This window comes from Parafrankia colletiae (genome assembly GCF_001854655.1).
Taxonomy (GTDB): domain Bacteria; phylum Actinomycetota; class Actinomycetes; order Frankiales; family Frankiaceae; genus Parafrankia; species Parafrankia colletiae.
Genome location: NZ_MBLM01000047.1, coordinates 107,461 through 121,902, shown reverse-complemented (window position 1 = coordinate 121,902; position 14,442 = coordinate 107,461). Strand labels below are relative to the sequence as shown.

The following is a 14,442-nucleotide window of genomic DNA, read 5'->3' as shown; positions in this document are numbered from 1 at the left end:
GTTTCGCCATGGCGGGGCGAGAGGCCTGTGGGGAGGCCGGTCGGCGGCGGCCTGGACCCGCGCGTCGGGTGACACCGGTGGCCGGCGCGGCGAGAGCCAGGTTCTCCGGATCCGTCAGCCGTCTTGCATATGTGAACGCTTCCGTATACTTTCGCTCCTGCGTACCCACTGATCCGGCCCAACCGGGAACCTGCCGTGGAGGCACAGCCGTGGCTCACTTCACCAAGCCTGCCGAGGGCACCTGGACCGAGCACTACAACCTGCGCACGACGCTGACGAGCTACGAGGACTCGATCTCGCCGGAGTACTACGAGCTCGAGCGCAAAGCCGTTTTCGGCAAGCACTGGCTCAACGTCGGGCGTGTCGAGCAGATCGCGAAGGTCGGCGCCTACTTCACCCGGGAGATCGAGGTTCTGAACGCCTCGATCATCGTGGTGCGCGCGTCCGGTGGCGAGGTCAAGGCCTTTTACAACATCTGTCGGCACCGTGGCAACAAGCTCGTGTGGCAGGACTTTCCGCAGGAGGAGACGAGCGGGACCGCGCGTCAGTTCACCTGCAAGTACCACGGATGGCGTTACGGACTCGACGGCGGCTGCACCTTCGTGCAGCAGGAACACGAGTTCTTCGACTTCGACAGGTCGACGTTCGGTCTCGTCCCGGTGCACTGCGACGTCTGGGAAGGGTGGATCTTCGTCAACTTCGACCGGGAGTCGACGCCCGCTCCCGTCAAGGAGTACCTCGGTCAACTGGGTGCCGGCATCGAGGGTTACCCGTTCCACGAGATGACGCAGGTGCACAAGTACCGGGCGGAGATCGGCGCGAACTGGAAGCTCTACATCGACGGATTCACCGAGTTCTACCACGCCCCGGTGCTACACCAGAAGCAGGCGGTGACCGAGGAGTCCATCAAGCTGCAGAAGGTCGGCTACGAGGCACTGCACTACGGTGTCGACGGCCTGCACGGCGTCGTCTCGTCCTGGGGGGGCATGGCTCCGCCCAAGGACGAGAAGATGGTCAAGCCCATCGAGCGCAAGCTGCGCAGCGGCCTGTTCGGCCCGTGGGAGCCGCCGATCGACATCGACCTGCCCAAGGGCCTCAACCCGTCAGGCCACCCGACCTGGGGCCTCGACTCCTTCCTGTTCTACCCGAACTTCATGATGCTGATCTGGAAGCCGGGCTGGGTGCTCACCTACCACTACTGGCCGACGTCCCACAACACGCACATCTTCGAAGGCACCTGCTATTTCGTGCCGCCGAAGACCGCGTGGGAACGGGTTCAGCAGGAGCTCGCCGTCGTCTCCTTCAAGGAGTACGGCCTCCAGGACGCCAACACGCTCGAGGCGACGCAGACCATGYTCGAATCGCGCATCGTGACCGAGTTCCCGCTGAACGACCAGGAGGTCATGCTCCGTCACCTGCACGAGACCACCGCCCGCCTCGTCGCCGAGTTCGAGGAGGCCGGCCGGACCGGTCGGCCGGCTCCGGCCTCCTCGGGTGCCTGACCGCTGATTCCAGACAGGAGCTGACAGATGGCTGTCCTTCCCGCACAGTTCGCGGACCTTGAGCCTTTCGCTGACTGGGCCATCCAGGGCGAACGAGCGCGCTACGACAAGCGCTTCACGAGCTCGATGGACGAGCTTCAGGCGTTCTACGACGCCGCCTTCGCCCGCATCGACGACGCGCGGGCCTACCTCGAGCAGGTGCCCTACGATGCGGAGATGAAGGCGGAGGACCAGCGCCTGACCTGGCTCTACTCGGCGCTGTGCACCGTCTCGTTCCCCGTCGAGGTGTGGCGTCAGGCGCGGGTGCCCGACTCGGGGCCCTCCGCGGTCGACGCGGTGCTCGAGCCCGCGATCTAGCGTCGGTCACGGCACTGGCGCTGCCCCGCCCGGATCGGCCCGGAGCCCCGGCCCGGCGGGCCGCTGGGCTGATCCGTCAGCGCCTGCCGGGCGCCCGCTCAGGCCGCGGCTCGACGCCGGAGAGGAACAGCTCGACCGCGTGCTCGATGTGACGCTGCTCGACATCGTTGTCGCGCCGCAGGTCGAAGACGGCGAGGATGGACGGAAAACCCGCGACCATCGCCAGGAACTGCTCGGCCGCGAGCTCCGGGTCGTCCACGACGATGGTGCCGGCCCGTGCGTGCCGTTCGAGGAGCTCGATGACCGAACGCAGCCGCGGCGACCAGGCCATCGAGTGAGCCGCCTGCGCGAACTCGGGGAAGCGGCGCGCCTCGCTCATGGCCATCCGGATCAGCTGCGCGATCGCGGGATCCACGGCCCGGGTGACCGCCGCCTGGGCGATCATCATGAGCTCGCCACGGAGGTCGCCCTCGGGCACCGCCACGAGCGGCGGATCCCATTGCAGCGACGACATCGCCCAGGGAAGAATCTTTGTGAACAGTGCGCGCTTGTCTGGATACTTTGCGTAGAGCGTGCGCTTGGTGATGTTCGCGGCCCGCGCGATCTCCTCCATGGACGCGGCTTCGAAGCCGCGGTCACAGAAGACCTCGAAGGCGGCCTGACGCAGCCGTTGTTCGAGTTCGGCTGACCCGGTCCGGGTCGGCCGGCCGGTGCGCGCAGGTTGCGTCATGGTCCTCGATTCTCGCACCGGCTGAATTCGCCCGTGCCGGAGCCCGCGCCCCGACGTGCCGACGCGCCGGCTCCGGCGTGTGGGCGGCCTGAATCCTCTTCTGATCATTGACCGTAAATATACTTTATCGTATACTTCTGGCGTTCTGCGCGACTGCCGCATCAGTATGCAGTGCACATCACGTTGAGCGCCCCGAAGGGATTGCCATGGTCGAAAGCCCCGACGAGAAGGTGGCTGTGGTCACCGGCTCGGCATCCGGTATCGGGCTGGGAATCGCGCAGCGCCTGGCTCTCGACGGCATCGCGGTCGGTCTTTTCGATCTCGATGTGGTCGCAGCCGAGTCGGCCGCCGCGAAGATCCGCGGCGATGGCGGTGCGGCGATGGCGGTCGGTGTCGATGTCGCCTCCCGTGACCAGATCGACGCGGGCCTTCAGCGGGTGCGCGAGACCTTTGGCCCGATCACGGTTCTGGTCAACAACGCCGGGAAGGAGGGCTTCCGCCGGTTCCTCGACATCTCGCCCGCGTCGTGGAACGAGCTGATCGCCATCAACCTCACCGGTACGTTCCACTGCTGCCAGCTTGTGCTTCCCGACATGATCGAGGCGGGCTGGGGGCGGATCGTGAACATCTCGTCGTCCAGCACGCACAGCGGGCAGCCGTACATGGCGCACTACGTCTCCTCCAAGTCCGGCATGGTCGGCCTGACCAAGTCACTGGCACTCGAGTTCGGCCCCGCGGGGATCACCGTCAACACCATTCCGCCGGGCTTCATCGACACCCCGATGACCCGTCGCAACGAGGGCAAGGGGCGGTTCGGTCCCGGCGGCATCGACGAAGCGATCTCCCGAACTCCGGTCGGGCGCGCCGGCCGGCCGGAGGACATCGCCGCGGCCTGCTCGTTCCTCGTCTCCGACGAGGCCGGTTACGTGACGGGCCAGATCATCGGCGTGAACGGCGGCCGCAACACCTGACCGGCCCGGCCGCGCAGGCGACACCCGGCGCGGCCGGGCCGGTCAGCGCACGAACGACGACCAGCGCACGACCGACGACGTCACCACCGACGACGTCACCACCGACGACGTCACCACCGACCGGAGGTCCGGGTGCCCGACACGCTCGATCCGACCGACTTCTGCACCGACGATCCCGCGGTCTGCCGGGGCAGGCGACTCCGGTGGAGTCACGGTGATGTCTGAGCGGCGTCCGCCGCGAGCGGCTGACCCGGCGGTGACCAGTGTGGTCGGCTTCATCGGTCTCGGCAGCATGGGCAGCGTCCTCGCCCACAACCTGGTCGAGGCCGGTCACGTGGTCGTCTGCCACGACCTCGCCGGAGCCGACCGCGCACCGGCCGGTGCCAGCTTCGCGGCCTCGGTGGGCGCTGTCGCCGCCGCGAGTGCCACGGTCGTCCTGAGCCTTCCGGACGGCCTCGCGTCAGCACAGGTGGTCGGCGAGATCGTCGGTACCGTCGCGCGGACGGCCCTGACGGTCGTGGAGACCTCGACGATCGGCGTCGTCCACGCGCGAAACAACGCGGCACTCCTCGAGACCGCCGGCATGGGCCTCGTCGACGCGCCGGTCTCCGGCGGGGTCGCAGGCGCCCGGTCCAGGACTCTCACGGTGATGTACTCAGGTGACGAGGCCAGCTGCGCCCGGGCCGTGCCGGTGCTGGCGGGCCTTTCCGACCGTCGTATCCGGGTCGGTGACCGGCCCGGCCTGGCCCAGGCGATGAAGCTCGCGAACAACTACCTCTCCGCCACCGCGCTCGCCGCGACGAGCGAGGCGATCGCCTTCGGAACGGCGGCGGGTCTGTCGATGACAACGATGCTCGACGTGCTGAACACCTCCAGTGGGCAGAACTCCGCGACCAGCGACAAGTTCCCCAACCACGTTCTGACCGGCGGATACGCCGCCGGCTTCGCCAACAGTCTGATGGCCAAGGACGTCGGGCTCTATCTCGACGAGGTCGCCGCCGCGGGTGGACCCGACGAGGTCGGACGCCCCGTGGCCGCCCTGTGGCGGAGGTTCGCCGACCAGCGGCCGGGAGCCGACTTCACCGCGATCTACCCGTTCGTCGCCCCTGAGGACGCGGCCTCCGACTGACGGCCGAGGAAGGCTTCGTCGGCGGCGGAGCTCGTCAGCGGCGGAGCCAGCTGTGCATGGTCCTGAGAAAGGCGCCGGGGTACTCGTCGGGGAGGCCGGTGAGGCGGTCCAGCTCGGCCAGGATCTCCTCGGGAATCGCGATAGTCAGGGCGGCGAGATTGTCCTCGAGCTGGGCCATGGTGCGGGCCCCGATGATGGTGGCGGTGACCGGGCGGGTGCTCTGCCAGGCGAGAGAAAGCTGCGCCGGGGTGCAGCCGAGTTCGGTGGCGGCTTTCACCACGGCGGCGGCGATGGCGAAGCCGCGGTCGTTCCTGACCAGCGCGTCGAGTTCGACCTCACGCTGGCCGAGTCGGGTGCCCTCCGGTTCTGCTCCGGCCGAGATCTTGCCCGTGAGCATGCCGGCCGCGAGCGGACTCCACGCGATGAAGCCCAGGCCCTCCTCCTCGAGCAGCGGCAGATGCTCACGTTCCAGCGTGCGCACGATCAGGTTGTACTGGCCCTGCAGTGAGACGAAACGTTCCTTGCCGCGGGCGTCACTGGTGGCGAGTGCCTTCATGAGCCGGTAGGCCTGGAAGTTGGATGCGCCGATGTAGCGGACCTTGCCCTCACGAACCAGATCGTCGAGAGTGTCGAGGGTTTCGGCGATCGGGGTGGTCGGGTCGTCGAAGTGGACCTGGTAGAGGTCGAGGTAGTCGGTCTGCAGCCGGCGCAGGCTGTTCTCGCAGGCCCTGCGAAGGTGAAGGCGGCCGGTGCCCTTGTCATGCGGGCCACGACCGACGGGAAGGCCGGCCTTGGTCGCGACGACCACGCGGTGGCGGCGCCCCTTCAGGGCTCGGCCGACGATGTCCTCGGAGCTGCCGTAGACATCCGCGGTGTCGAGGAAGTTACCGCCCGCGTCGAGGTAACGGTGTACCAGCGCGATCGAGGTCTCCTCGTCGCAGCCCCAGTCCTTCATGCCGAACGTCATCGTGCCGAGGGCGAACCGGGAGACGTAGAGGCCGCTGCGCCCGAGCTGGCACAGCTCGATTCTCGTCGGCCGCGGCCTGGCACCTGCCGGGGCAGTCATCTCCGGCGCGCTCGGTTCGGTCATGCGCTGCGTCCTCCGCGTGGTGACGTGGTGAGAGATGTGCGTGCCTGGGAGCCGGAACCTGCGGCGCGGGTCGAGCCTCTCCGCAAGCATTGACCGTAAGTATACGCAAAAGTATATTTTGGGATGGATGACCTGTCCACCGAACGAGACCGGCCGACCGCGCCGAAGCCGGACGAGGAGAGACACATGGCCGTCACCGCAAGCCCGATCAGCCCCGAGGTGGGCTTAGAGATCACCGGCCTGACCGGCCGTCAGCTGACGGATCCGGCCATCGCCGCGGACACGAGGAAGTACCTCGACCGGTACGGCGTCGTCGTCTACCGCGAGGCGCACATCGACGACGCGGACCTGGTCGCGGTGAGCCGCCTTCTGGGCGAGGTGGTGGTCGCTCCCATGGGCGGGGAGAAGGACCACCCCGAGGTCTCCGCGATCTCTCTCGATCCGGCGCAGAGCGCGCTGGCCGCCTACCGGGCGGGCACGTTCTTCTGGCACATCGACGGTGCCAACGACCTCGTCCCGCAGAAGGCGACCCTGCTGACCGCGCTGGAGGTCGCGACCGAGGGCGGCGACACCGAGTTCGCCAACCTCTATGCGGCCTACGAAGGGCTGTCCGGCGAGGAGAAGGCGCGGTACGCCGAGCTTCGCGTGGTGCACAGCTTCGCCGCGACGCAACGGCTGGCGCACCCCGACGCGTCGCCGAGGATGCGGGCATCGTGGGACAAGGTCCCGTCCCGGGAGCATCCACTGGTGTGGACCCGCGGCAATGGCCGCAGGTCGCTGCTGGTCGGGGCCACCGCGGAACAGGTCGTCGGCCTGTCGGAGGCCGAGAGCCGAGAGCTGCTCGACCGCCTGCTCGCCTGGGCGACCCAGCCCCGGTACTCGCTGCGGCACCACTGGCACCCAGGCGACCTGGTTGTCTGGGACAACACCGGCATCCTGCACCGGGCCCAGCCCTACACGGCCGAGTCCCGCCGCCTGATGCACCGCACCACCCTGGTCGGCGAGGAGGCAGTGGCCTGAGTCCGCGATCGGGCGGGTCAGTGGGTGGCGCGGAACGCGGTGTCGAGGTCGGTGAGGATGTCCTCGACGCCCTCAAGGCCCACGGAGAGGCGGATCAGGTCGGCGGGGACGCCGCTGGAGACCCGTTCGGCCTCGGTGAGCTGGGCGTGGGTCGTCGAGGCGGGGTGGATCGCGAGGGAGCGGACGTCCCCGATGTTCGCCAGGTGGCTGTGCAGGCGCAGGGCCTCGATGAAGGCGGGGCCGCGGCGCTCGCCGTCGCGCAGCCCGAAGGCGACCACCGCGCCCGCCCCGCGTGGCAGGTACCGTGCCGCGGCGTCGCGCCAGGGGCTGTCGGGCAGGCCGGGGTAGGCGACGCGGGTGACCTCCTCGTGGCCCCGCAGCCAGGTCGCGACGCGCAGTGCGTTGGCGCTGTGCCGCTCCATCCGCAGCGACAGCGTCTCCAGGCCCTGCAGCAGCAGGAACGCGTTCATCGGCGACAGCGCCGGGCCCAGGTCGCGTAGCAGCCGTGCGCGGGCGCGCAGAATGTACGCGGTCTCCGGGAACACGTCGAGGAACACCAGGCCGTTGTAGGACGGGTCGGGCCGGGTGAAGCGGGGGTAACGGCCGTTGCCCCAGTCGAACCGGCCGCCGTCGACGATCACGCCGCCGATGGACGTCCCGTGCCCGCCGATGAACTTCGTGGCCGAGTGCACGACGATGTCGGCTCCGTGCTCCAGCGGGCGGGTGAGGTAGGGCGAGGGGAGCGTGTTGTCGACGACGAGCGGGATGCCCGCGTCGTGGCCGACCGCGGCGATCCCGGCGATGTCCAGGACGTTGCCGCGCGGGTTGCCGATCGTCTCCCCGTAGAACGCGGCGGTGTTCGGGCGCACCGCCGCCCGCCAGGCGTCCAGGTCGTCGGGGTCGTCGATGAACGTCGTCTCGATGCCGAGGTCGGCGAGGGTGTGGCGGAACAGGGCGTAGGTGCCGCCGTACAGCGAGGCGGACGAGACGAGGTGGTCGCCGGCCGAGGCGATGTTGAGCAGGGCCAGGGTCTGCGCGGCCTGCCCGCTGGCCGTCGCGAGCGCCGCGACGCCGCCTTCGAGGTCGGCGATGCGCTGTTCGAGTGCGTCCTGGGTCGGGTTCACGACCCGGGTGTAGGTGAAGCCGGTCTCCGTCAGGGCGAACAGGCCGGCGGCCTGTTCGGCGTCGGCGAAGACGAACGAGGCGCTCTGGTAGATCGGGACGGCGCGCGCGCCGGTCGTCGGATCGGGCTGCGCGCCGGCGTGGATCTGGCGGGTCTCGAACGACCATGCCGAGACGGCGGACCCGCCCTGCGCGGGCGTGACGCCCGGGAGCGCTGCGGGCCGCCCGGCGGGTGGCACGGGGGGCGGTTCGGTGGCCCGGTCGGTCGGATACGTGGTCCGGTCGGTCGGGTGCGCGGCTCGGCGCGCCGACGGGTTCGCGCCGGGCGGCCGGGTGGGCGTGGTCGCGGCATCGGTCTGCTCGCTCACCGGACGGATCCGGTCAGCGGTGCCAGGTCGGCGTAGTACCGGCGAGCGACCGCGGGATGGCTGCGCAGCCAGCTTTTCAGCGTGTTCGTCCCGTGCTGCGCGAAGATCGGGTTGTCGGGGTCGGGTGGCTCCTCGGTGTCGGGGAGCTGGGCGCGGAGGTCGGCGGGCAGAGGCACGGGTTCGAGGGTCGCTGACAGGCCCGGTCCGTAGAAGAACGCCACGGACACGCGTTCGTGGCCTTTCGGTGGGCTCACCACCCGGTGCACGGTCGCCTGGTAGTAGCGCTGGGTGGCCAACTCGAACATCTCACCGATGTTGACCACGAACGCGCCCGCGAGTGGCACCGCGTCGATCCAGCCACCGCGACCGTCAGCGACCTGCAGGGCAGGCGGCTGGGTCGGCAGCGCGGTCGGTCGGGCGGGCTCCGTCGGTTCGTCCCATGGACGGAGGCCGTCCTGCAGGACGAGGCTGAGGAACCCGCCGTCCTTGTGCGGGCCGACACCCTGGTCGTAGCCGTCGGTGAAGCCGGCGGGCGCGGCGAGGTAGCGGAGCAGCTTGACATGGGAGCGGGGATCGGCGGCGAACGTCGGGTCCAGGTGCCCGGGCGGCAGCCCGAGGGACTCCGCCAGCGCCCGGACCACGACCCGCGCCAGCCGGCCCAGTGCGGCCATGTACTCCAGGACGGTCTCCCGCAGCTGTGGGAGGCGTGCCGGCCACTGGTTCGGCCCGTCCAGCCGCAGGTACGGCGGATCACCGGGAGCGGGAACCCGTGCGGGCCGCTCGTCACCGATGTCGATCTGCTCGCGGACGTCCGGGCTGCCCCGCGTGATCTCGTGACCGAGGCGGGTGTAACCGCGGAAGTGCGGCGAGTGGATGTTCTCGATCTCCAGCTTCACCGCGGTCGGCAGGCGGAAGAACTCGCGGCTCACGGCGAGTACTCCCTCGGTGAGGCGCGTCGGGACGCCGTGGCCGGTGAGCTGGAAGAAACCCGGGTCGCGGCAGGCCGCGCGCAGCGCCGCGAGGAAGTCGGCGCGGTCGGCGGGGGTGCTGGCTGCGCCGTACGAGCGCAGGTCGAGCACCGGCAGCGCCGCGGCGCTCGGTCGGCCCGGGCCGGGGGAGACGGGCACGCGGCCCTCCCTCCTGGTGGCGACAGGACGCATCCGTGAGACGTTACTCATCTTCCCGATCGAAGATATGCATTTTCGGGGACGCTCGCCCGAGCGGCGTGCTGTGCGCGAGTGACACCCCTCCGTAGTGTGCCCCGGGTCACGTCGTCAGCTCGTTGTCGCCGCGCGGTGGGCATGTTTCGGTTCGGGAATGCCGAGGCCGCTGAAACTCGTGCGTCGGGAGTACATCGACCTGCTCCGGGTGACGTCGGCCGCCTGTCCGAGGAGCTGAGAGCTCCCGCGGGCAGCCTGGCCTCCGGCGTCGGCTCCGGAGCAGGGCCGTGGCGTGACCCGGTCGAAACGGTCCGAAGGGTCCGGGGCGCGGGAACCCATCGCCCGGCGTGACCGCCCGTTCGGAGGGGTCCGGGCGTGTATGCGCGCGATTCCGTTCCGTGCGGGGCATCCTTCTTGCGGCCGCGGCCGGCCCAGACCGCCGGGGCCCGGGGAGAAGGACCGCCGCCGCACACCCACGTCCGCACCGATCACCTCGCGGCCACGGCCCGACCGGCAGCCGCCCGCGCGAGCACCATCCCGTGCCAGCAATGTCCCGTGCCAGCAATGTCCTGTGCCAGCAATGTCCTGTGCCAGCAATGTCCTGTGCCAGCAATGTCTCGTGCCAGCACCGTCCCGTGCCGGCAATGTCCGAGGGGGAGCCCCGCCATGACCGAGCCGACCTGGTCGTTCGAGACGCAGCAKATCCACGCGGGTGCGCAGCCCGATCCGACGACCGGCGCGCGCGCCGTCCCGATCTACCAGACGACGAGCTTCGTCTTCCGCGACACCGACCACGCGGCGGCGCTCTTCGCGCTGGGGGAACCCGGCAACATCTACACCCGGATCATGAACCCGACACAGGACGTCTTCGAGCAGCGTGTCGCCGCCCTCGAAGGYGGGGTCGGGGCGCTCGCGACGGCGTCCGGGCAGGCGGCGGAGACGCTGGCGATCCTGAACCTGGCCGAGGCCGGGGATCACATCGTCAGCTCGGCGAACCTGTACGGCGGCACGTACAACCTGCTCCACTACACCCTGCCCAAACTGGGGGTGCGGGTGTCGTTCATCGACAACCCCGACGACCTGGACGCCTGGCGGGCGGCGGTGCGCCCGGAGACCAGGGCGTTCTACGGCGAGACGATCGGCAACCCGCGTCTGGACGTTCTCGACACCGCGGGGATCRCCGGGGTGGCACATGAGGCCGGCGTGCCGCTGATCGTCGACAACACCCTGGCCACCCCGTACCTGTACCGCCCGTTCGAGCACGGCGCGGACATCGTCGTCCACTCGGCGACCAAGTTCATCGGCGGGCACGGCACGTCCATCGGCGGTGTCATCGTCGACGGCGGCCGGTTCGACTACGGCGCCAGCGGGCGGTTCGCGAACTTCACCACCCCCGACCCGAGCTACCACGGTCTGGTCTACTGGGACGCGCTCGGCCACGGCAGCTACATCGCCAAGGCGCGGGTGCAGCTCCTGCGTGACCTCGGGCCGGCCATCGCGCCACTGAACTCGTTCCTCTTCCTGCAGGGCCTGGAGACACTGTCGCTGCGCCTGGAGCGGCACAGCGCCAACGCGCTGCGGGTCGCCGAATGGCTGGCGGCCCGGGACGAGGTGAGCTGGGTCGCCTACCCGAAGCTGCCGAGCTCGCCCTGGTACGGGCGGGCGGCGCAGGTGCTCCCACGGGGCGCCGGGGCGGTGCTGGCGTTCGGTATCTCCGGTGGCGCGCCGGCGGGCCGCCGGTTCGTCGAGGGGCTGGAACTGTTCAGCCACCTCGCGAACATCGGGGACGTCCGCTCGCTGGTCATCCATCCGGCGACGACCACCCACTCGCAGCTCACCGACGCCGAGCAGGCGGCGACCGGCGTGACTCCGGACCTGATCCGGCTTTCGGTGGGCATCGAGCACATCGACGACATCCTCGCCGACCTCGACGCCGGGTTCCGCGCCGCGAAGGCCGGATGACCGCGCAGCCCGGGCACCGCCCACTCGTCGTCCCGCCGGAGCCGCCTGCGCGACCGGGCTCGTCCGAACCCGGGTCCGAGCGCCAGACCGCATCCGTGCCCGCAGCACCCGCACCCGCACCCGCGGCAGCCGGGCCGCCAGCCTCCGCCGCGTGGCGGGTCGGTGACCCGGTCGGGCTACGGCGGTTCGCCACCCCGACCCGCCCGCTGGCGCTGGAACGGGGCGGCTCGCTGCCCGGCCTGACGATCGCCTACGAGACGTGGGGGCGTCTCGCCGCGGACCGGTCGAACGCCGTGCTGGTGCTGCACGCGCTCACCGGGGACAGCCACGTCCATGGCCCGGCCGGGCCGGGGCATCCCACCGCGGGCTGGTGGGATGCCCTGATCGGCCCGGGCGCTCCGCTGGACAGCGAGCGGTTCTTCGTCGTCTGCCCGAATGTCCTCGGGGGCTGCCAGGGGACCACCGGACCGGCCTCACCGGCCCCCGACGGGCAGCCCTGGGGTAGCCGGTGGCCGGAGATCACCGTCGGTGATCAGGTGCGGGCCGAGGCGCTGCTCGCCGACACGCTGGGCATCAGCCGCTGGGCGGCGGTCGTCGGCGGCTCGATGGGCGGTATGCGGGCGCTGGAGTGGGCGGTGGCGCTGCCCGAGCGGGTGGCCAGGGCGGTTGTGCTGTCGTGCGGCGCGGCGGCGACCGCCGAGCAGATCGCGCTCTACGCGACCCAGCTCGCGGTGATCCGCGCCGACCCGCACTGGCTGGGCGGGGACTACCACCACCACCGGCCGGCTGGTGGTGGCCCGCACACCGGTCTGGCGCTCGCCCGCCAGATGGGCCAGGTCAGCTATCGCAGCGAGGCCGAGTTCGCCCACCGGTTCGGCAACACCATGCAGAGCGACGGCCGCTACGCAGCCGCGTCCTACGTGGAGCACCAGGGGGCGAAACTGATCAGCCGCTTCGACGCCGGCACCTACGTCACGCTCACCACGGCGATGATGAGCCAGGACGTCGGCCGCGGCCGCGGCGGGGTCCCGGCAGCCCTGCGCGGCTGCCGGGCCCCGGTCACGGTCGCCGGCATCGACAGCGACCGGCTCTACCCGCCGCGGCTGCAGGCCGAACTCGCCCGGCACCTGGGCACCGAGGCGCACCTGGTGTCGTCCGAGTTCGGCCATGACGGCTTCCTGCTGGAGACGGCGGCGGTCGGCCAGGTCGTGCGCGCCGCCCTCACCGACGCCGGCAGCTGATGCGCTCAGCCCGGGGCGGTCAGGCGGAGGCGGCGGCGCGCAGCGCGTCGGCGCGGTCCGTGCGCTCCCAGGTGAACTCGGGCAGCGAACGGCCGAAGTGGCCGTAGGCGGCCGTCCGCCGGTAGACGGGGCGCAGCAGGTCCAGGTCCCGGATGATCGCGGCGGGGCGGAGGTCGAACACCTCGTCCACGGCCCGCTCGATCCGCTCCACCGGCACCTGCTCGGTGCCGAACGTCTCCACGAACAACCCGACCGGCTCCGCCTTGCCGATCGCGTAGGCGACCTGCAGCTCGGCGCGGCGGGCCAGGCCCGCGGCGACCACGTTCTTGGCCACCCAGCGCAGCGCGTAGGCCGCCGAGCGGTCGACCTTGGACGGGTCCTTGCCGGAGAAGGCACCGCCGCCGTGCCGGGCGTACCCGCCGTACGTGTCAATGATGATCTTGCGGCCGGTGAGGCCGGCGTCACCCTGTGGGCCGCCGATCTCGAACCGGCCCGTCGGGTTCACGAGCAGCCGGTAGCCGTCGACCTCGAGGCCCAGGCTCTCCTCGGCGAGCCGCTTGAGCTCCGGTTCGACGACCTGGGCGCGGATGTCCGGGATCAGCTGGCCCTCGAGGTCGACCCCGGCGGCGTGGTGGGCGGAGACGACCACGGTGTCGAGCCGCGCCGGCCGGTCGCCGTCGTACTCGATGGTGACCTGGGTCTTGCCGTCCGGGCGCAGGTAGGGCAGCACCCCGTCGTGGCGGACCCGGGCGAGCCGCTCGGCGAGCCGGTGCGCCAGCGTGATCGGCAGTGGCAGCAGGTCCGGGGTCTCGTCGGTCGCGTAGCCGAACATGATCCCCTGATCGCCCGCGCCCTGCCGGCCGAGCGCGTCGTCGGCGGCCGTCCCGCCGGCGTCGGCGGACCGCCGTGCCTCGTAGGCGTGGTCGACACCCTGGGCGATGTCGGGGGACTGCGCGCCGATCGACACCAGGACACCGACGGTCGCCCCGTCGAAGCCGGTCGCCGCGTTGTACCCGATGTCGGTCAGCGTGCGGCGCACGACCGCGGTGACGTCGATGAGTGCCGCGGAGGTGACCTCGCCGGCAACGTGCACGTGGCCGGTCGTCAGCAGCGTCTCGACCGCGACCCGGGAGGTCGGGTCGGCGCTGAGGTAGGCGTCCAGGAGGGCATCGCTGATCTGGTCGGCCAGCTTGTCCGGGTGGCCTTCGGTGACGGATTCGGAGGTGAACAACCGACGGGGCATCATGACCTGCTTTCTGTTTCTCGGCGGCGCGGGCAGGGCCGGAACGGGGCCGTTGCCCGCGGGAGCGGGGACGAAGCCGCGGAACGACGGCACCGGCGCACTGGCGCGACCGGTGGAGGGATGGACGCCGCGGAACCGGCGCAGGACGTCGCGGCCGGTACGGGACGTCGCGGGGGCGGGCACAGGGGACAGCGCAACCGCGGCGCGGAACAGGGCTGCGGGCAGCCGGCTCGCACGTGTGAGGAGGCAGGTTACCCGGCCGGAACCCGACAGGGCGGCCGCGACCCGCGCGCCCGCCGAGGTGACCGGTCCGCTACAGGAGGACGCCCGCCGGCCGGACTGCCGGGTGGCGAGCGGCCGAGGTGCGCGTTACCGAAGCGCCGACGTGGCGGTACAGGCGGCGGTGGTACAGACGGCGGAGCTGACCCGGCCGAAGTCGATGTGACTCCGGGTGACCAGTCGGGGCGCGTTCAGTCGCGCCGAACTCCACATGGGCCCGATTGCACCATCGGAAGGGACACCCGGTCAACTGTGCGGATCGGCGACG

General features: G+C 70.8%; 12 protein-coding genes. 7 read left to right on the top strand and 5 right to left on the bottom strand.

Annotated elements, in window-relative coordinates:
- Positions 1-209: 209 nt before the first annotated feature.
- Complete coding sequence (locus CC117_RS07465) at positions 210-1,502, top strand: aromatic ring-hydroxylating oxygenase subunit alpha (RefSeq protein WP_071082998.1); 1,293 nt, start codon at positions 210-212, stop codon at positions 1,500-1,502.
- A 27-nt stretch (positions 1,503-1,529) separates the two neighbouring features.
- On the top strand, positions 1,530-1,859 hold the full coding sequence (locus tag CC117_RS07460; protein ID WP_071082997.1) for a hypothetical protein: 330 nt from the start codon (positions 1,530-1,532) through the stop codon (positions 1,857-1,859).
- A gap of 76 nt (positions 1,860-1,935) precedes the next feature.
- Here CC117_RS07460 and CC117_RS07455 read toward each other — a convergent pair whose 3' ends face one another.
- Positions 1,936-2,589, bottom strand: a complete 654-nt coding sequence (locus CC117_RS07455; RefSeq protein ID WP_071082996.1) for a TetR/AcrR family transcriptional regulator — start codon at positions 2,587-2,589, stop codon at positions 1,936-1,938.
- A gap of 206 nt (positions 2,590-2,795) precedes the next feature.
- On the opposite strand from CC117_RS07455, the gene CC117_RS07450 reads away from it, so the two are divergent.
- Both CC117_RS07450 and CC117_RS07440 read left to right on the top strand, forming a co-directional pair.
- Positions 2,796-3,560 (top strand): SDR family NAD(P)-dependent oxidoreductase, encoded by a 765-nt coding sequence (locus CC117_RS07450; RefSeq protein WP_071082995.1) that lies wholly within the window; start codon positions 2,796-2,798, stop codon positions 3,558-3,560.
- A gap of 217 nt (positions 3,561-3,777) precedes the next feature.
- Positions 3,778-4,689, top strand: a complete 912-nt coding sequence (locus tag CC117_RS07440; protein WP_198541766.1) for an NAD(P)-dependent oxidoreductase — start codon at positions 3,778-3,780, stop codon at positions 4,687-4,689.
- Positions 4,690-4,723: 34 nt separating this feature from the next.
- Here CC117_RS07440 and CC117_RS07435 read toward each other — a convergent pair whose 3' ends face one another.
- The gene (locus CC117_RS07435) at positions 4,724-5,779 is read right to left on the bottom strand and encodes an aldo/keto reductase (RefSeq protein ID WP_084131692.1); all 1,056 of its coding nucleotides are present in this window, start codon (positions 5,777-5,779) and stop codon (positions 4,724-4,726) included.
- Positions 5,780-5,965: 186 nt separating this feature from the next.
- Between CC117_RS07435 and CC117_RS07430 the strand changes: the two genes are divergently transcribed.
- On the top strand, positions 5,966-6,799 hold the full coding sequence (locus CC117_RS07430; RefSeq protein ID WP_071083080.1) for a TauD/TfdA dioxygenase family protein: 834 nt from the start codon (positions 5,966-5,968) through the stop codon (positions 6,797-6,799).
- A 17-nt stretch (positions 6,800-6,816) separates the two neighbouring features.
- On the opposite strand, the gene CC117_RS07425 is transcribed toward CC117_RS07430, so the two are convergent.
- Together CC117_RS07425 and CC117_RS07420 are read right to left on the bottom strand one after the other, a co-directional pair.
- Positions 6,817-8,289 carry a bifunctional o-acetylhomoserine/o-acetylserine sulfhydrylase gene (locus CC117_RS07425; RefSeq protein ID WP_084131689.1) on the bottom strand — a complete coding sequence of 491 codons (1,473 nt, stop codon included), beginning with the start codon at positions 8,287-8,289 and terminating at the stop codon, positions 6,817-6,819.
- On the bottom strand, positions 8,286-9,416 hold the full coding sequence (locus CC117_RS07420; RefSeq protein ID WP_071082993.1) for an isopenicillin N synthase family dioxygenase: 1,131 nt from the start codon (positions 9,414-9,416) through the stop codon (positions 8,286-8,288). Before CC117_RS07420 ends, CC117_RS07425 begins: the two co-directional genes overlap by 4 nt.
- A 699-nt stretch (positions 9,417-10,115) precedes the next feature.
- Between CC117_RS07420 and CC117_RS07415 the strand changes: the two genes are divergently transcribed.
- Both CC117_RS07415 and metX read left to right on the top strand, forming a co-directional pair.
- Positions 10,116-11,411 (top strand): bifunctional o-acetylhomoserine/o-acetylserine sulfhydrylase, encoded by a 1,296-nt coding sequence (locus tag CC117_RS07415; protein WP_071082992.1) that lies wholly within the window; start codon positions 10,116-10,118, stop codon positions 11,409-11,411.
- A complete protein-coding gene (metX, locus tag CC117_RS07410) occupies positions 11,408-12,652 on the top strand; it encodes a homoserine O-acetyltransferase MetX (protein WP_071082991.1) in 1,245 nt (414 codons plus the stop codon). The genes CC117_RS07415 and metX overlap by 4 nt, the downstream gene beginning before the upstream one ends.
- A 19-nt stretch (positions 12,653-12,671) precedes the next feature.
- On the opposite strand, the gene metK is transcribed toward metX, so the two are convergent.
- Positions 12,672-13,895 (bottom strand): methionine adenosyltransferase, encoded by a 1,224-nt coding sequence (gene metK / locus CC117_RS07405; RefSeq protein ID WP_071083078.1) that lies wholly within the window; start codon positions 13,893-13,895, stop codon positions 12,672-12,674.
- Positions 13,896-14,442 lie beyond the last annotated feature (547 nt).

What these genes read in the sequence shown, in the direction of transcription:
- CC117_RS07460 (WP_071082997.1), top strand. Translation starts at nt 1,530, where the DNA reads ATGGCTGTCCTTCCCGCACAGTTCGCGGACCTTGAGCCTTTCGCTGAC.
- CC117_RS07455 (WP_071082996.1), bottom strand. Translation starts at nt 2,589, where the DNA reads ATGACGCAACCTGCGCGCACCGGCCGGCCGACCCGGACCGGGTCAGCC.
- CC117_RS07450 (WP_071082995.1), top strand. Translation starts at nt 2,796, where the DNA reads ATGGTCGAAAGCCCCGACGAGAAGGTGGCTGTGGTCACCGGCTCGGCA.
- CC117_RS07440 (WP_198541766.1), top strand. Translation starts at nt 3,778, where the DNA reads ATGTCTGAGCGGCGTCCGCCGCGAGCGGCTGACCCGGCGGTGACCAGT.
- CC117_RS07435 (WP_084131692.1), bottom strand. Translation starts at nt 5,779, where the DNA reads ATGACCGAACCGAGCGCGCCGGAGATGACTGCCCCGGCAGGTGCCAGG.
- CC117_RS07430 (WP_071083080.1), top strand. Translation starts at nt 5,966, where the DNA reads ATGGCCGTCACCGCAAGCCCGATCAGCCCCGAGGTGGGCTTAGAGATC.
- metX (WP_071082991.1), top strand. Translation starts at nt 11,408, where the DNA reads ATGACCGCGCAGCCCGGGCACCGCCCACTCGTCGTCCCGCCGGAGCCG.
- metK (WP_071083078.1), bottom strand. Translation starts at nt 13,895, where the DNA reads ATGCCCCGTCGGTTGTTCACCTCCGAATCCGTCACCGAAGGCCACCCG.